Below are 17,576 nucleotides of genomic sequence, written 5' to 3' on the forward strand. Positions count from 1 at the left end.
CCATGAGCCAAACTCCTACTGACTCGGAAGACATCAAACCTGCCAAGGCCGTGCCCAGCGCCGAGGATGTTCGCAGCCTGGGCGAGATCATTCGCGACACCCGCAATCTCTCCGCCAAGCAGGTGGGTGAGATCCTGGAATACCAGCGCATCAACGGGCTGAAGTTCGGGGAGGCGGCCATCGCATTGGGCCTGGCCACACCGGACGATGTGCTGCATGCCTTGTCCAAGCAGTTCAACTACGCCTATGGCGGGCAGGAAACCCAGAACAGCAGCCCGGAACTGGTGGTGCTGGCCCAGCCCTTCGGTCATCAGGCCGAGGCCTTCCGGGCCATGCGGGCGCAGATCCTGATGCGCACTCAGCCCACCGCGGAGGAGGGCGCGCCCACCAAGAAGCGGGCCCTGGCCGTGCTGAGCGCCACCACCGGAGATGGCAAGACCTTCTTTGCTGCCAATCTGGCGGTGGCCTTTGCCCAGCTGGGTCAGCGCACGCTCATCATTGACGCCGATTTGCGCGGGCCTCGCCTGCACGAGGTCTTCGACCTCGCCAGTGGCACCGGTCTGGCGGGCCTCCTCAGCGGACGGCGAGGGGAGAGTGTGATCAAGCCCGCCAAGGGGGTGCCCAACCTCTTTGTCCTGCCCGTGGGCATCAGTCCGCCCAACCCGCTGGAACTGCTGGAGGGCCCGGCCTTCGGCCTGCTGCTGATGGAACTGCTGACCAAGTTCGACCACGTCATCATCGACACACCCGCCGCCAGCTTTGGTGCGGACGGCCTGGTGGTGGCTGCGCGTTGCGGCCTGGCACTGGTCATCGCGCGCAAGGATCAAAACAGCATCGAGGCGGTGCAGAGCCTGGTGGGCAGTCTCCATGCGACCCAAGCGGCCGTGGTCGGCGTGGTCATGAACGAATTCTGAGACGGGGCCGCAGGCATGGCCTCGTCCGGTTCCCCCGCTCGCTGGGATGGGTCACGGCATGCGCCGTGGCTGATGATGCTGGCGGGGCTGGTGGTCCTCTACGGACCGACGCTGTACGACCTTCTGTCGGGGCCGTGGCTGTCCGACCAGCAAGGGCATGGTCCCATCATCCTGTTGCTCGTCGGCTGGCTCATCCGGCAGCGGTGGTCTCAGGTGGACGATGCAACGCTGTCGGCGCCGGTGCCGCGGGTGGCCTGGCCGGTGTTGCTCATGGCCTGCGCCACCTATGTGATCGGCCGCTCGCAAGGGGTGCTTGTGTTCGAGCTGGGCTCGCTCATCCCCATGCTGGCAGGGGTGGTGCTTCTGCTGCGCGGCCCCCGCCAGCTGCGGGCCGTGGCATTTCCCCTGGTCTTCATGTGCTTCATGGTGCCCTTGCCCGGCGCCATCGTGGATGCCGTCACGATGCCGGTGAAGCTGGCGGTGTCCGCCACGGTGGGGCAAGTGCTGTACTGGGCGGGGTTTCCCATCAGCCTGTCGGGGGTCCTGATCCAGATCGGGCCCTATCAACTCCTGGTCGCGGATGCCTGTGCGGGGCTGACCACCCTGTTCACCCTGGAAGCGCTGGGGTTCCTGTACCTCAACATCGTGCGCTCCTCTTCGATGGCGCGGAATGTGATCCTGGGAATCCTGATCGTGCCGATCAGCTTCATGGCCAATGTGATCCGGGTGATGACTCTTGTGCTGATCACCTACTACCTCGGCGACGCCGCCGGGCAGGGCTTTCTGCATGGCTTTGCCGGACTGCTCTTGTTCGTCACGGCACTCCTGCTCACGCTGGGGGTGGATGGGCTGCTTCAGCGCAGCCTGCCAGGCCAAGGGGCCGCGCATGCCTGAGGCCCGTGCGCAGCCTTCCATCCTGGGGCGCGCGTGCCTGGCCCTGGCCCTCATGCTGTGCAGTGCGTGGGGGGCACACATCGGCATTCCCCGGACACGCCTGGCCGACCAGCGTGTGGCGCGTGTCGAAATCCAGGATTTTGTGCCGGTCCGTTTCGGGGCCTGGCGTCTGGACACCCGGGATGCCCTGGGCGTGGTCAACCCTGAGGCGGTCGAACTGCAGGACAAGCTCTACAGCCAGATCCTCACGCGGGTGTACCAGGACGACCGCGGACATCGGGTGATGCTCGTGGTGGCCTATGGGGGGGATCAGCGCGACCAGCTGGCCTTCCATTACCCGGAGATCTGTTACCCAGCACAGGGCTTTCTTGTGGCCCACTCGACCAATGTCGACATCCCCCTGGCTGGACACACATTGGCTGCCCGACGCCTCGAGACCTCCAAGGGGCCTCTGAGGGTGGAGCCCTTGACGTACTGGGCCGTGGTGGGTGACCGCGTGGTGCGCGGGCGGCTGGACCGCAACTTCGTGCAGCTGCGCTACGGCCTGCACGGCACGATTCCCGACGGGGTGCTGGTCCGTGTCTCCACCATTGGCACCGATGCACCCGCGGAGTTCGCCATGCAGGTGGCCTTCATCGAAGAGATGCTGGCTGCCATGAAGCCCGCGGCGCGGGACTTCTTCCTCGGGCAAGCGCAGCGCTGATCGCTTGGCGCCCAGACACCGTTTTCTCGCCATTGCCGTCACCCATGTTTGCCAAGTCCCTCGTCAAGAGTTCAGCCTGGAACCTGATCGGACAGGGTGCCCCCATCCTGTTCGCCCTGGTCACGGTGCCCCTGCTGCTCAAGACCATTGGCGAAGCCCGCTATGGCTTCCTGACGGTGGTCTGGGTGCTGATCGGCTACCTGGGGCTTTTCGACTTCGGTGTGGGCAAGGCCATGACACGGGTCGTGGCCGAAAGGCTGGGACAGGGGGACAGACCCGGCGCCGGCGTGGTTGCGAAGGCCGCGCTGATGATGATGCTGGGCATTGGCCTGGTGTCGGCCGCAGGCTTTCTGGTGTTCGCCGAATTCATCGTCGGGCGCCTGGCGCTGCCGCCCTCTCTTCACCAGGAGGGCGTGAACGCGATGCGCATCCTGGCACTGGGCCTGCCGTTCGTGATGCTCACCTCGGGATACCGGGGCTGCCTGGAGGCCTGCAACCAGTTTGGCCCGCTCAACATCGTGCGCGTGGGCATGGGGCTCTTCACCTACCTGGCGCCGCTGGCGGCGGTCCTGTGGTCTCCGCGGCTGGAGTCCCTGGTGGCGGCCGTGGTGGCCATGCGGGTCGTGGCCAATGTCGTGCACAGACTGCTGTACCAGCGCTACTGCAGCTTCGAGCTGGCGGCCGGTGTGCCGCAACAATGGCGCGTCGAGCTGCGCAAGCTGCTGGGTTTTGGCGGCTGGATGACCGTGTCCAACATCATCTCCCCGATGATGAACTCGCTCGATCGCCTCATCATCGGCACCATCGTCCCAGTGGCGGCCGTGGGCTACTACGCCACGGCCTACGACATGATCTCCAAGGTGCTGATGCTGCCTTACTCGATCACGGGGGCTGCCTTTCCCGCCATGGCCGGCATGGCCGATGATGGGCAGGTGCGCCGCGTCTACGCGGGCATGTTCAAGTTCATGGCCATCCTGGTCCTGCCGGTGCTGGCCGGTGCGGCCCTGCTGGCGGACGTGGGCTTTCACGCCTGGCTGGGCGAGCGATTTGCGCAGGAGGCCGCGCCAGCGCTGAAGATCCTGGCCGTCGGCCTGCTGTTCAACTGCGTGGCCCAGGTGCCGGCGACCCTGATTCTCACCCGCGGCTCGCCCCGCTGGATGGCCCTGTGCCATGTGGCCGAGGCGCCCTGCTATCTGGGACTGGTGATGTTCCTGACCACCGGGTGGGGGATTCAGGGCACGGCCATGGCCTGGGCCATCCGGGCCGCGGTTGATGCCATGCTGCTGGCCTATCTGGCCCAGCGCAAGCTGGTCCGCGGTGCGCTGACCCTTCCCCTGCTGCTCACCATCATGGCGCTTGCCGTGATCATGTTCGCTCCCGCCTTTGCCACAGGGCCGCTGATGTGGCGGCTGCTGGGCTTTCTGGCTGCCCTGGCGGCGGCGGGCGTCATCGTCTGGCGTCATCTGCTCACCGAGGCCGAGCGGCCGCAACTGCTGGCGGCCTTGCGGCGCCGCAAGGAGGGTTGGACATGAACTTGCATGGCATCGCTTCCAGGCCCCCCACCCCTGGCCAGCCCGTGTCGGGGGGCAACCGGCGGGACCTGAATGCCCTGAGCGTTGCGATCGTGCTGGTGCTGGCGCTGCTGTTCGGTCTGGCCACGCCGGTGCTGCCGCCGGCCCTGTTGTTTGCTGCACCCCTCGGGGTTCTGCTGCTGTATGCCGGCGCCCGATGGCCTCTGCTGGGCGTGTTCTTCACCTTGGCACTGGCCTTCGAGGTCATCCCATCTCAGCTCGTGCCCTCGGCAGGGTCCTTCAAGGCCCACGAGCTTCTGATGATGTATCTGCTGGGGGCCGTGGTCCTGCGTGCCTGGCTGGAGGGCACACCCCTGCTGACGCCGCTGCGCCCCTATCTCCTGCCCTTGCTGTACCTGGTGGCCTGCATTGCTGCCTCAAGCGTTTACGTCCACTTCTTCTCCCCCAATCCCTTTCTGCTGACCTCCTACCGTGTGTTCGTGCCCCTGTTCGTTCTGCCGGTCATCCTGATCAGCAGCCAGGCAAGGGACTGCACGCCCACCCTGGTGCGGGGCATGCTGGTCATCGCACTGGCGATGGCCTGCATTGCCATGCTTCAGTCGATGCTGGACATCCGCATCATGGGTGGCGCCCGCATGGACAGCCCTGAGGGGGACTCCGGGGTGGCTCGCTCCTTCACTGGTGGCGCCACCTATGTGATCGGCTTCGGCATCTATTACATGGTCAATGGTCTGGTGCGGTCGTTCGAGGGCGCACGGGTCTGGTATCCGCTGGGGCTGCTGATCCTGGCAGGGGGGTTGGCCATGACCTTCGGACGCGGGGTCTGGGTGGCCACGGGCCTGGGGCTGATCGTTTCGGCGGCCCTGTACCGAGGGTGGCGGGCGGGTCTGCTGGCGGGGGTGCTGGCGGGCCTGATGCTGGCCCTGCTCCTGACGGGGCTGTGGGTGGTCAGACCCCGAACCGCCGAGGCCGTGGTGGACCGTGCGCTCAGCACCGCCAACGAGCTGGAGAGCGGCGGCTCCTTTGGCTGGCGCCAGGCCGAGAACAGCTATGCCCTGAAGGCGATCGCCGCGCGTCCCTGGACGGGCGTGGGACTGGGCGGGGAATACAAGCAGACCACGGCGTCGCGGGGGCACTTCCTGAACGAGACCTACTACATCCACAACGCCTATCTGGCCTATCCGCTGCGCATGGGCGTGCACGCTACCGTGGTGCCCTTTCTCTTCATGCTGGCTTTTGCCGTGGTGTCCTACCGAAGCCTGCGGCTTGCGCAGGGGCGGCTGCGTGCCATCAGTGCTGCGCTCGCCGGGGCCTTCCTGGTGCCCTGCATCACCAGCTACACGCAGCCGGAGTGGATGGGGCAGGGGCTGGGGGCTTTCGGCCTGTTCATGGGGGCGCAGTACGCGGTCTGGCAGGCGGCCCTGCGGGAGCGATCGACATGATCGCCAGTGCAGACACCAGCATCATCCTGGTCAACTGGAATGGCTGGGCGGATGTCGTGGAATGCCTGGGGTCCCTGCTCCACCTGTCGGAGCCTCCGCGGTCCATCATCGTGGTCGACAACGCCTCGACCGATGGCTCGGTGCCGCGCATCGAGGCCTGGTGTGCCGGCGAATTCGAGCATGTGCCACAGGCCAGCCTGCCGGGTGTGATCTGCAGCCCGCGCGCGCCCGCGGGTCTTCGCTGGGCCAGTCTGGACGCGGGTGCGGCCATGCCCTCTCCCCTGCCGCAGGTGCTGCTGCTGCGTTCCAGCCGCAACACCGGCTTTGCCGGTGGCAACAACCTGGGCCTGGCCGTGGCGGCCGCGGCGGGCTGCCAGGCCCACTGGTTGCTCAACACCGACACCGTGGTGACGCCCCACAGTCTGGTGGCGCTGCTGCGGCGCCTGGACGCCTGTCCTTCGGCGGGGGCCGTGGGGTCCACCCTGGCCTACTACTGGCGGCCTGAGCATGTGCAGGCCCGAGGGGGGGCGGTGTTCCACCCCTGGACCGGCGGGGCCCAGCATCTCGGGGCGGATGGCCTGCTGTCGGAGCTGCCGCAGGATCCGGGGCCCACGGAGCAGGCCTGCAGCTACATCGTCGGCGCTTCCATGCTGATCACGCAGGCCTGGCTGGAACGTGTCGGGCCAATGTGCGAGGACTACTTTCTCTACTACGAGGAGATTGACTGGGCGGAGCGGGGGCGTCAGCAGGGCTACGCGCTGGCCTGGGCACCGGACAGCCTGGTGTTCCACAAGGTGGGGGGCAGCAGCCGAAAGCGGGCATCCCGTCTGTCGCTGCGCTACCTCTACCGCAATCGACTGGTGTTCACCCGCAGGTTCCATCCCCGCATGAGTGGCCGCGTGGTGCGGGCCATGGGGCGCCAGGTCGTGCACCACGCGCTGCGTGGGCATTGGGATGATGTGAGAGAGCTCGTGGGCGCGATCTGGGCCTTCCGTCGGGAATGGCTGGTCTTCTGATGGGGCAGGGTCCTCGCCCCGAAGCCAGCAGGCCCGCAGCCGGCACCACGCCCCCCGTGGTGCTGCTCTCCCATGGCTTCCAGGCCGAATACGAAGTGGCGTTTGCCAACGGTCTGGCGCAACGGGGCGTGCCAGTGACCGTGGTGGGGGCGGACGGCACGCTGGTCGAGCGGCTCGAGCCTGGCGTCGAGTTCCTCAACCTGCGCGGCAGCCAGCATGCAGGCCGGCGTGCCTGGGAGAAGTTGCTCAACGTCGGGCGCTACTGGTTTGCCTATCTGCGGCTGGCACGCCAGCGACCCGATGCGGTCTTCCATTTCAACGGCCTCTTCACCCTGCGCAAGGGCCTGGGGGTGTGGGTGGAGGCCTGGCTGGCGCACCGGTTCATTCCCCACTGGTGGCTCAGCGTGCACAACCTGCTGCCTCACGACGCAGATACACCCCTGCATCGGTGGATCTTTTCCTGGGTGTACCGCTGGCCGCACAGGCTGGTGGTGCACACCGAGGCCATGAAGGCGGCCCTGCACGCCGAGTTCGGCGTCGCCCCGGAACGCATTCTGGTGATCGAACACGGCATCGACCAGTTCCACCCCCCGGCGCCGGGCGACCGCGAAGCCCTCTGCCGTCAGCTGGGCCTGCCATCCGATGGTGCACTGTTGCTGCTCATGTTCGGGCATCTGTCACCGTACAAGGGCGCGGATGTGCTGTTGCAGTCCGTGGTGCGCGCGGGCCTGCCGGCGGGCGTCCGCCTGCTGCTGGTCGGGCGGATCGGCTCAGCGGACTACCGAGACTGCCTGCAGGCGGCTTGCGCCGCCATGGGAGAGGCCGCCAACCGGGTGCATCTGATCGACCGCTTCGTCCCGGATGCCGATGTTCCTCTGCTGCTGCGGGGCAGCGCGGCCATGGTGTTGCCCTATCGGCACATCGACCAGAGCGGGGCCCTGTTCGCGGCCCGGTCGGCCGGGTTGCCGGTGCTGGCCACCGACGTGGGCTCCTTTGCGCAGTATCTGGAGCCCGGCCGGGACGTGCTGGTGCCCGCCTGCACCGAGGACGACCTCGCCCGCGGCTTGCAGGCCCTGGTGCGTCAGCTCGATCCGGAAGATCGGCTTCACGCGGTGCAAACGGCCCAGCGATGGGCCTGGCGGGCCACCCTGGCGCCCTACGAGCAGGCTCTTGCCGCGCTCGTTTCGGGGGCCCGCGCATGACGGCGTCGAGACGCCAGGACATCGAGTGGCTGCGGGTGCTGGCCTGCCTGGGCATCGTCTGGTACCACGCACGTGGACCCGGGGAGGAATTCGCGCTCTCGGGGCTCATCGTCTTCGTGATGCTGTCGGTCGTCCTGGCACACCCCCAGGACGGGCCCCTGAGGGATCGCTTGCATGCGCGCGCCCAGCGTCTGCTCCTGCCCTGGGTGTTCTGGTGGGGGGTGTATGCCCTGCTGGACGCGGTGACAGGGCGGGCCGGACAGTGGACGGCCGCGGAGTGGCCGGTCCTGCTGCTGGCGGGCCCCAGCATCCATCTCTGGTACCTGCCCTTCACGTTCTTCGTGTTGCTGGCGATGGACATCTGGCACCGGTGGGTCCCGGGGCCGGCCCCGGCATGGGCCGGGTTGCTGGGGGTCTTCACCGCCACGGCATTGCTGCTGCTTGCGGCGCAGGGCGTGCTGATGCCTGTGTCGCTGGAATACCCCTTTGCGCAGTATGTTCAGGTTCTGCCGGCTGTGCTGTTAGGCTTGTTTCTGCGTTGCTGGAACACACAGCCGCCCTGGGCTCGGGGCCTGTCCCTGGTATGGGTGTTGCTGGGGCTGTGGGGCCTGGCCAGCCATCCCGTTCGGGGCACGAGCTGGCCTTACCTGATCGGATTTCCGCTGGGCCTGCTGCTGTTGCGGCCCGGCGTTCAGTACAAGGTGCCCTGGTCGGCCACCCCGCTGTCCAGGGCCACGCTGGGCATTTATCTGGTGCATCCGCTGGCGCTGATGTTGGTCGCCAAGCTTGGTTTCCTGGTGCGCGAGCCTGTTGTGATCTGGCTTGTCTTCCTGATGGCCTGGGCCGCCGTCTCTGGCGCGCACCGTCTGTTTCCGAATCTTGCCAGGCGGGTCATGTGATGTCTGAACTTCCTTCCTTGAATTCTCGAACCTGGTCTCCTCGCAGCAGTGGCGCTGGCGTGCGGCCGCTGCGCGTGCTGCATGTGGTTCGCCAGTACGCACCTGCGGTGGGTGGGCTCGAGAACTTTGTGGCCTGTCTGGCCGCCGAGCAGCGCAACGCCGGGCTGGATGCCCAGGTGCTGACCTTGGACTCGGTGTTCCATGCGCCGCCGGCGCCGCCGCTGCCTGCCCAGGAGCGTCTCGATGGCATCCCGGTGCGTCGCCTGGCCTGGCGCGGCTCGCACCGCTATCCCCTGGCCCCAGGTGTGCTCAAGCACCTTCGCGAGTTCGACCTGGTGCATGTGCATGGCGTGGACTTCTTTGCCGACTTTCTGGCCATCACCCAGTTCTTCCACCGACGTCCCCTGTTGCTCTCGACGCATGGGGGCTTCTTCCACACGGCCTACGCATCCCGCCTGAAGCGGCTCTTCTTTCACACCGTGACGCGGTGGTCCCTGCATCGGTATGCGCACGTGTTCGCCTGCAGCGAAGGCGACTTCGACACTTTTCAGGTCATCCGTCCGAATGGCATGACCCTGATCGAGAACGGCGTGGACACCGAGAAATTCCGGGGGGCGGCCGCGGCAGGCTTCCAGCCGGTGCTGGCCTTCGTGGGGCGCTTCTCCAACAACAAGCGGGTGGATCGGCTGGTGAGGCTGGTTGCGGATCTGCGCGCGCGAGGGTGCGCCGCGCGGTTGTTGGTGATCGGACGGGACTGGGACGGCAATCTGACCCGTCTAGAGGATCTGGTGAGGTCGCTGGGGGTGCAGGAGGCGGTCGAGATCCACACCGGGCTGAGTGACCCCCAGATCCGGACCCAGCTGGGCCGGGCGTCCTTTGTGGCCAGCGCCTCCGAGTACGAAGGTTTTGGCATGACCCTGGTGGAAGGGCTCTCGGCCGGGCTGATTCCGCTGGCGTCCGACATTCGCAGCTTCAAGGGCATTGTCGAGCGCGCCGGGGTGGGGCAGACGCTGGACTTCACGCAGCCGGAGGTTGCGGCCAGCGTGGCCCACCAGTTCATCGACCGGGTTGCGGCGGACCATCCTCGGTTTCGCCATGCTGCGCTGCAGGCGGCGAGCCACTGGAGCTGGCCCGCCACCGCCGAGCGGTTCATGGTGCAGTACGACCAGGTACCGGGTCACCAGGTGCGACGCCTGCAGGGGGTGGACATCGCGGTGATGACCGGCGAGCTCCTCATGCGTGAACTGGACGAGTGCGCCACGCGGCGTCGATCCGTGTATCTCGCTTTTGCCAATGCTCACACCCTGAACCAGGCGCGCCGGCAGCTGTCCTACCAAAATACCCTGAGGCATTTCCTCGTCGTCAACGATGGCGTGGGCATGGACATCGCGAGCCGCTGGCGTTATGGACACACCTTCCCCGAAAACCTCAATGGCACGGATTTCGTGCCCCGCTGGCTGCGCGAAAGCCGCTCCCGGCTTCGGGTCTTCCTGCTGGGCGCAAGGCCCGAGGTGGTGGACGCGGCCCACGCGCGGTGTCGCGAGCTCTTCCCGCGCCACGACTGGGTGGGCCATGCCCATGGCTACTTCGGTCCCGAGGACGAGGCTGCGCTTTGCGAGCGCATCCGGCAGGCGGCACCCGATGTGCTGCTGGTGGCCATGGGCAATCCGCTGCAGGAACACTGGATCGCACGGTGCGCGCCTGCGGCGGGCGTGCCGGTGGCGATCGGCGTGGGGGCGCTGTTCGACTTCTGGAGCGGCACGGCCAAGCGGGCGCCGGATTGGGTCCGCGCCATGAAGCTGGAATGGCTGTACCGGCTTTGGCGGGAGCCGCGCCGCATGTGGCGGCGCTACCTGCTGGGCAACATGCTGTTCCTGCGCGCCGCCTGGGGGGACCGGCAGTGAACCTGCGACGTGCCACAGCCCAGCCGCCTTGTGTGCTGCACCTGTCGGCCGACTATCCCGATGCCAACCGGGCCGAGACCACCCTGGCCGTTCGCAATTTCATCCAGGCCTGCCGAGGGCTGGACCATTTCGTGGTGTCGCTCAACCGTGTCGCACTGCCGTGGCAGGTGAACTGCATTGACGGAGATGGACAAGGCGACCCCCAGGTGGTGTCCATGCGCTACTGGGGCCTGCCGGGCGGCGTCCTGCTGGGTCTGTCGATGACCATCGTGGCCTGGCGCGTCTGCCGGCAGCTGCGTCGCCGGGGCCTGCAGGTCCAGATGGTGCATGCCCACAAGCTCTGTTTCGAAGGGTTGGCGGCCTGGTGGCTGAACCGCTGGCTGCGGCTGCCCTATGTGGTGTCGGTGCGCGGCGAAGCGGAGTCCAAGGTCTTCCGCTTCAAACCGCATTACCGTCCCTGGCTGCGCCGAGTGGTGCGGCAGGCTCGGCAGGTCTATTACGTGTCGGCCTGGTTCAAGCCCATCCTTCAGCGGCACTGCCAGCCTGCTCCGGAGGCGGAGCGCCTGTTGCCCAACTTCGTTGTGGAACGCGACAGACCCTCCTCCGGGCCCTGGCACCGTAACCATCTGGTCACGGTGATGGACCTCAACGTCTTCCGGAAGAAGGGGCTCGATCGCCTGCTGCCGGCGTTCAAGACCTTGCTGGCTTCGGCGAAGGACGCGCGGCTGGATGTGATCGGCCGCGGCAGCCCGGAGGTCATGGCCGAGGTCTCCGGCCTGATCGACCAGCTACAACTGGGCGCGCAGGTGACGCTGTGCGGCCCGATGCCCAACGACGAACTGCTGGCCCGGCTGCCGGGCTATGCCATGTTCGTGCTGCCCAGTCACAACGAGACCTTCGGCATGTCCTATGTCGAGGCCTTGCTGGCGGGAGTGCCCATCCTCTATTCAAAGGGCACCGGAATCGATGGCTTCGTCGACGATGTCTCGGCCGCCTGCGCGGTCGATCCATGCTCTGAAGACGCCATCGCACAGGGGATGTTGCGGATGCTGTCCGCCCAAGAGGAGAACCGGACGGCGCTGGCGCGGCAGGTCCCCGAACTGAAGAGCCGCTTCAGCAGCCGTGCCCATGTCGAACAGTATCTCCAGGTGGTGCGGCATGCGTGCGACGTGCAGCCCCTCACACTCGAGATTGCACAGGAAGGACGCATCCCGTGACGCGCCGAACCCTCATCGTGATGACCGCGACGATCACGCCGGCGCAAGGGATCGGCAACTCGGTGCGCGTGGACCCGGCATTGCGCCTCTCAGAGTACCTGGAGGCCTTTCGCCACTATGCGTCTCTGCCCGATGAATGGGTGCAGGGGATCCTCTTCCTCGAGAATTCTGGCCACGATCTGACGGCCTTTCGTGAACTGCAGCGCGCGCTCGGAACCCGGAAACAGATCGAGTTCCTCTCGACCACCACGGACTATCCTGCCGAGAAGGGCAAAGGCTACGGCGAGTTTCTGATGCTGGATCAGGGCATGAGCCGCCTGCGTGCGCTGGGCTGGCCGGGTGACACGCAGGTCTGGAAGGTCACCGGCCGCCTGATCGTGAAGAACATGGCCAGGATGGTGCGGCAGGCCCCGCCGGCATTCCAGCTCTATGCCGACTTCCGGCACTTGCCGGTGGTGGGCGCGCGCCTGGGGGGCAATGAATGGCTGGAGCTGCGACTGGTGGCGTTCAGTCTGGATGGGTATGACCGCTACTTCCGAGGGCATTACGGCGATGGCTATGTCATCGAGCGGGCCTTCTTCGATCGCTTGTTTCCGCTCGTCGAGACCCGACCCAAGGGGGTCTACCCGCGGTTCAGGACGCAACCGGAACTCGAAGGATTCAGCGGTTATTCCAACAAGAGTTATTCCAGTCTTGAGTACCGCATGAAAGGGGCGCTCCGGAGTTTCACCCGGACGGCGCTTCCATTCTTGTGGATTTGATGAGCCCAACGACCTCTGAGAGGTGCCCTATGCGACGCATCAGCGCATTGCTTCTGCTTCTTTGTGGACTGCAATTCTTGGTTGTTCGGGGGGCTGAGGGCGCTTGCTCAAGCCCCGTCCGTGGCATCAACCTGGTGCCGTTGCCCACGGGGTGGGTGAATGGACAGGTGGTCAATCAGTTCCCTGGCGAAGAGCACGTCACCTATTACAAGAGCGTGGGCTTCAATGCGATTCGGCTGCCCATCAATTGGGAGGCGGCTCAGCCGGTACTGATGGGCGAGCTCAGTTCCGCATACCTCAACGACCTCAAGCAGTTTCTGGCCAAGGCCGACGCGCAAGGGGTGCCGGTGATGGTCGAGGTTCACAACTATGACCGATACCAGGGGAAGCTGATCGGCAGTCCTGAAGTGCCCGTGGCAGCGTTTCAGGATCTCTGGCATCGGCTGGCGGACGCCCTCAAGGACCAGAAGATCGTCTATGGCTACGGCCTGATGAACGAGCCCCATGACACCAACGGCACCTGGCAGACCTCTGCGCAGTACGGTGTCAACGGTGTCCGCAGCGTCGACTCCAGCAGAAAGATTTATGTGGGTGGGGATGGCTGGAGCAACTCGCAACTGTGGCCCAGCAACCATCCCGCGCCGTTCGTGACAGATCCTGCCGGCAAGATCATCTATGAGGCACACATGTACCTTGATGATGATTTCAGCGGGATCTACAAAAATCCATTCAATCCGGCTGTGGATATTGTCAAGAGGGCGAACGACCGTCTGGCCCCCTTTGTGAACTGGCTCAAGACATATGGCCAGAAAGGTGCCATTGGGGAAACAGGTGTTCCCGGCAACGATGAACGCTGGATCCCGGGTTTGATGACCACGGTGCAGGTGGCCGATGCCGCCTGTGTGGAAACCTACATGTGGGCAGGGGGGCGCTGGAGTGCAGGCTACATCTTGAGCCTGGAGCCCACGTCAGCGGGTGACAAGCCGCAGATCAATGCGTTGCGGCCCTATTTCCAATCCACCGCCATCAGGCGCTGAGCTGGATCGCGGTGAACGACCATTGGGCATGGAGGGCGATCATCGCGCGAATGGGGGTGGCGGTCGGCGTTGACAGACCATTCTTGGGGGACCGTTCACGATGACGATGAATCTTCATGTGGAGAACGCGGCGCCCGTCGAACGGCTTGTGGGCATCCAGTACCTGCGGGCGGTTGCTGCGGTGCTGGTGGTCTGCTATCACTCGTCCCAGATGGTGGGGATGCCGAAATATCTCGGCGAAATCCCCTGGAGTGGATTCTGGAAGATGGGCTTCATCGGCGTGGACCTGTTCTTCGTGGTGAGTGGGTTTGTCATTGTTCTGGTGTCGGTTGATGCGAAATGGCATTACAGAGTGGGCTGGAAGGATTTTTTCATCAAGCGCTTTGTCAGGATCATTCCGATGATGTGGCTGGCCACCCTCATGTATGCCGTGGCCAAGGGCCTTGGGCGCGGTGATGTTGCCATTCCCCAGGTGCTGAGTTCCTTGATTTTGATACCCGGGAATGAGTTGGCGCCCAACGTGCTATGGACGCTTCGACACGAACTGTTCTTCTATCTGGTCGTGGGGGCAATGATTGGATTTGGCATTTTCCCTGCCTATTTGTCGGCCGTAGCCATGTTTCTTCTGGCTGTCATGGGTTCGCTAGGGGGTGTTGGTGCAGATTCCCCCTGGTATTTCATTTTTGCGGAGATGAACGCCCTGTTCGCTGTGGGGGTGGGTGGTTTCGCACTGTGGCGGCATCGGTCATTCAAGGGGGATTCGCATTGGGGGTGGGCCGCGGCGTTGGTTGTGGCGCTGCTTTCACTAATTTATATGGCGATTTGGCACTTGGGCTACGAGAGATCGAACGTTTCTCACTTATTCTTCATGGCCTCGTCGCTTCTCGGGTTGACCTGGCTTTCTCTGGGTTTGAGTGGTGTCGCCTCCTTGGGGCCTTTCCGGTGGCTGGAGCGGGTGGGTGATGCCTCCTATGCCATCTATCTCTGTCATCAACTCGTGATCTCTGCCTTGCTGGGGGTTCTTGCTGCGCGCTTCAAATGGGTTGGGGCGGAATGGGGTTTCGCCCTCTGTGTTTTCCTGGCCGTGGGTTTTGGAATCTGGGTCCACACCTGGCTGGAACGTCCCCTGATTCAGCGTCTGCGCGCCTGGATGACGCCCGTCCCCATGAATCAACGCACCGTCAAGTGATGCCCAAGATGCAAGAGAGGCCGCGGCTGCTGCTGGTAGCGCCCTATGTGGACGAGCCTGCGATGCTCCAGGCGCTGTCGCAAGGTCTGGATGTTGAGGTGCAGACTGAATTGTTTCGAACCAGCCGGAGCGTTGCAGCTAGCACGTTCCGTCGCCACTGGAATATCTTTCGCTCGGCGTGGGCGGCATTCAGGCAGCGCGATCGGGTGGGCTATATCGTGTTCGGCGAGCAGTTCATTGGGCTCTATTACGCGCTGCTTACCCGTCTTCTGGGGCGCGGCAAAAGAGGGGGGCCACGCACCATCGTCTTGCAATTGATCTACAACCGGCGGCCCGGGTGGAAGGGCGAGGTTTATCGCACCTTGTACGCGTGGCTGATTCGTTCTCCAGCTCTCACGCGACTCGCCTGTGCGGCTTCGATAGAGCGTCGTTACTATGCCGAAGAGTTTGGCGCCGTTGTTGCTGACAAGCTGGTATTTATTCCATTTGGAAGAAATTCCCCGTTGGGTACGGAGGCGCGTCGAGAGCCGGTGGCAGCGCCTGATGAGTCGCCATTTTTCTTTGCGGGCGGGACCAGTAACCGAGATTACAAAACCCTCATTGAAGCCTTTCGAGGTTTGTCGGCCGAGCTTCAAATTGCCTGCTATCCGTCAGATGTCGCAGATCTGAATATTCCGCCGAATGTGGTGGTCCTTCATGGCGTATTTGACGATGAATTCAAGCGGAAAGTGAGAGATTGCACGGCGATGATCATTCCAATCAAGAACACGGATGTCTCGGCAGGGCAACTTGTGTTATTGGATGCGATGCGGCTTGGCAAGGCCTGCATTGTCACCGCTGGGGGCTGCATGGAAGATTATGTGGATGAGAAATCAGCGATATGTGTGTCGGCTGGAGATTCTGATGCCATCAGGCGGGCTGTTCGTGATTTGGTCTGCAATCCGCGGCTGGTGATTGAGTTGGGCGAGGCGGCTCGCCTTCGCTACGAGAAGAGAAATACCAGGGCGGCTTTTGGGCGTGCGGTTGCGGCAAGTCTAAAGGGGTGAGGCCGATTGCGCCTTTCGTCATTCGTTTGATGGCCACTGATCGGGAGGGAGGGTGAAATTCATATCTACTGTTGCCGCTGGCCCTAGCTTGAAGCCATCGGCGTCGCGCGAGAGATTCCACGGACTGGATGGCTTGAGGGCGATTGCGGCGTTGCTGGTATTTTTTCACCACATTGCGATATCCAATGTGGCACTCTATTTTCGCCAGCATGATTCTCCAGCGCTGGCCAGCGCGCTATTTGGGTTCGGTGCATCTGGGGTGGAAATATTTTTCTGCTTGAGTGGTGTGCTTTTATTGCGCCCCTACCTTCGGTATGGAAGAAAGCTGGAGGTACTGGACTACCTCAGGCGACGCTTTCTTCGGCTCTATCCTCCGTTCTTCGTGGCCTGGCTGATATCTGGTGTCGCTGTGGGCTTGGTGTGGATCTATCCCACTTGGTGGACACGGTTCTCTGGTCTTCCTGGGTTTTATTGGCGTGATTGGCTACTGGAGTTGCCGGTAGGCATATTTACCGATGTGGCTTACAACTTGGCTTGGTGGAGCCTTGGGCTTGAGGTCTTGTTTTATTTGGGCGTGCCACTGTTGGTGTCGTGTCTGGTTTTCTTCAAAAGAACTGGGGTGGCAATAGGCGCTCTTGTGCTCATTTGCCTTTTTGTCTCGATTTTCACCCACGCTTTTATTCCATATCTTGGCAAGGCCGGGTTGTTTGCAGTCGGGTGGAATTTTGCTTCCTACGCGTTTTACTTTTCCATGGGGGTATTTTTGGCGCGTTATGACGTCACTGCTCCCGTGCGAAGCTACTTCTGGGTGATCGGGCTTGTGATCGTCTTGGCATCTTTGTTGTTCCCGGGCATTAACCATCATGTGGGTTATGGCCTGATTGGAGCGGCTCTGGTCGCAATGGCGGCGGATGGGACGAGTCGGCTGGGAAGATGGCTGTCGAGGCCTTGGTTTTTGTGGCTTGGCGAGCGATCCTATTCAATGTTTTTGACTCACTATGCGGCCATCAATCTGGGGTGCTATTTGGCCTCCCTTGTTCTGGATGGAAAGGGCATGGCGTACGTCATTTTGAGTCGCGGTTTGATATTTTGCCTTGCGCTGTTGTTTATGGTGTTGGTCTTCAATGGCGTGGAAAGAAGATTTGCGCGTAATTTGACGACTGCTGATTGGAAGTATCCGTGGCGAGGCGGGTTGGTGGCATCTCTGACAAACGGCCGGATGTCGGCACAAAAGGGGTAAATTAAGATGATTCTCGTGACCGGCGGTGCCGGCTTCATCGGCAGCAACTTCGTGCTGGACTGGCTGGCGGACCCCGCGGCCGAGCCGGTGGTGAACCTGGACGCGCTGACCTACGCCGGCAACCGCGCCAACCTGGCCTCGCTCGACGGCGACGCACGCCACCACTTCGTGCACGGCGACATCGGCGACCGCGCCCGGGTGGACCAGCTGCTGGCCACCCACCGCCCGCGGGCCATCGTCCACTTCGCCGCGGAAAGCCATGTGGACCGCTCCATCCACGGCCCCGGCGCCTTCATGAAGACCAATGTCGAAGGCACCTTCACGCTGCTGGAAGCGGCGCGGGCCCACTGGGGCACGCTCGAGGGCGAAGAGAAAGCGGGCTTCCGCTTCCACCATGTCAGCACCGACGAGGTCTATGGCAGCCTCAAGCCCAGCGACCCGCCCTTTGCCGAGACGAACCCCTACGAGCCCAACAGCCCGTACTCGGCCAGCAAGGCCGCCAGCGACCACCTGGTGCGCGCCTGGCACCACACCTACGGCCTGCCGGTGCTCACCACCAACTGCAGCAACAACTACGGGC

The 17,576-nt window shown here is 63.9% G+C and carries 16 protein-coding genes; all 16 read left to right on the forward strand.

All coding sequences use genetic code 11. The annotated features are described in order from the left end of the window. Positions 1–2: 2 nt before the first annotated feature. On the forward strand, positions 3–914 hold the full coding sequence (locus M0L44_RS19425) for a polysaccharide biosynthesis tyrosine autokinase (RefSeq protein WP_252771832.1): 912 nt from the start codon (positions 3–5) through the stop codon (positions 912–914). 15 nt (positions 915–929) lie between these two features. Further along, positions 930–1,808 (forward strand): exosortase B, encoded by an 879-nt coding sequence (xrtB, locus tag M0L44_RS19430; protein WP_252771833.1) that lies wholly within the window; start codon positions 930–932, stop codon positions 1,806–1,808. Next, positions 1,801–2,511 (forward strand): exosortase-associated protein EpsI, B-type, encoded by a 711-nt coding sequence (gene epsI / locus M0L44_RS19435; protein ID WP_252771835.1) that lies wholly within the window; start codon positions 1,801–1,803, stop codon positions 2,509–2,511. The genes xrtB and epsI overlap by 8 nt, the downstream gene beginning before the upstream one ends. 44 nt (positions 2,512–2,555) lie before the next feature. Continuing rightward, positions 2,556–4,043 (forward strand): flippase, encoded by a 1,488-nt coding sequence (locus M0L44_RS19440; protein ID WP_252771837.1) that lies wholly within the window; start codon positions 2,556–2,558, stop codon positions 4,041–4,043. Then, positions 4,040–5,485, forward strand: a complete 1,446-nt coding sequence (locus M0L44_RS19445; protein WP_252771840.1) for an O-antigen ligase family protein — start codon at positions 4,040–4,042, stop codon at positions 5,483–5,485. The genes M0L44_RS19440 and M0L44_RS19445 overlap by 4 nt, the downstream gene beginning before the upstream one ends. Further along, positions 5,482–6,501: a glycosyltransferase family 2 protein gene (locus tag M0L44_RS19450; RefSeq protein ID WP_252771842.1), complete on the forward strand. Its 1,020-nt coding sequence runs from the start codon at positions 5,482–5,484 to the stop codon at positions 6,499–6,501. Before M0L44_RS19445 ends, M0L44_RS19450 begins: the two co-directional genes overlap by 4 nt. Positions 6,502–6,560: 59 nt before the next feature. Further along, positions 6,561–7,703 carry a glycosyltransferase family 4 protein gene (locus M0L44_RS19455; protein WP_252771844.1) on the forward strand — a complete coding sequence of 381 codons (1,143 nt, stop codon included), beginning with the start codon at positions 6,561–6,563 and terminating at the stop codon, positions 7,701–7,703. Then, complete coding sequence (locus M0L44_RS19460; RefSeq protein ID WP_252771845.1) at positions 7,700–8,602, forward strand: acyltransferase family protein; 903 nt, start codon at positions 7,700–7,702, stop codon at positions 8,600–8,602. The genes M0L44_RS19455 and M0L44_RS19460 overlap by 4 nt, the downstream gene beginning before the upstream one ends. Before the next feature lie 17 nt (positions 8,603–8,619). Beyond that, positions 8,620–10,506: a WecB/TagA/CpsF family glycosyltransferase gene (locus tag M0L44_RS19465; RefSeq protein ID WP_252771847.1), complete on the forward strand. Its 1,887-nt coding sequence runs from the start codon at positions 8,620–8,622 to the stop codon at positions 10,504–10,506. A gap of 32 nt (positions 10,507–10,538) precedes the next feature. Next, complete coding sequence (locus M0L44_RS19470) at positions 10,539–11,723, forward strand: glycosyltransferase (RefSeq protein ID WP_252771848.1); 1,185 nt, start codon at positions 10,539–10,541, stop codon at positions 11,721–11,723. Continuing rightward, positions 11,720–12,484: a hypothetical protein gene (locus tag M0L44_RS19475; RefSeq protein ID WP_252771849.1), complete on the forward strand. Its 765-nt coding sequence runs from the start codon at positions 11,720–11,722 to the stop codon at positions 12,482–12,484. The genes M0L44_RS19470 and M0L44_RS19475 overlap by 4 nt, the downstream gene beginning before the upstream one ends. Before the next feature lie 29 nt (positions 12,485–12,513). Next, the gene (locus M0L44_RS19480) at positions 12,514–13,521 is read left to right on the forward strand and encodes a glycoside hydrolase family 5 protein (RefSeq protein WP_252771850.1); all 1,008 of its coding nucleotides are present in this window, start codon (positions 12,514–12,516) and stop codon (positions 13,519–13,521) included. Between the two features lie 100 nt (positions 13,522–13,621). Continuing rightward, complete coding sequence (locus M0L44_RS19485) at positions 13,622–14,710, forward strand: acyltransferase family protein (RefSeq protein WP_252771851.1); 1,089 nt, start codon at positions 13,622–13,624, stop codon at positions 14,708–14,710. Further along, entirely contained in the window at positions 14,710–15,756 is a 1,047-nt protein-coding gene (locus M0L44_RS19490; RefSeq protein ID WP_252771852.1) for a glycosyltransferase, read from the forward strand. Before M0L44_RS19485 ends, M0L44_RS19490 begins: the two co-directional genes overlap by 1 nt. A 52-nt stretch (positions 15,757–15,808) precedes the next feature. Beyond that, positions 15,809–16,996 carry an acyltransferase family protein gene (locus tag M0L44_RS19495; protein ID WP_252771853.1) on the forward strand — a complete coding sequence of 396 codons (1,188 nt, stop codon included), beginning with the start codon at positions 15,809–15,811 and terminating at the stop codon, positions 16,994–16,996. A gap of 6 nt (positions 16,997–17,002) precedes the next feature. After that, the coding region (locus tag M0L44_RS19500) for a dTDP-glucose 4,6-dehydratase (RefSeq protein ID WP_252771854.1) at positions 17,003–17,576 on the forward strand (574 nt) is incomplete at its 3' end.

Source organism: Ideonella oryzae (assembly GCF_024055665.1).
GTDB classification, from domain to species: Bacteria; Pseudomonadota; Gammaproteobacteria; order Burkholderiales; family Burkholderiaceae_C; genus Ideonella; species Ideonella oryzae.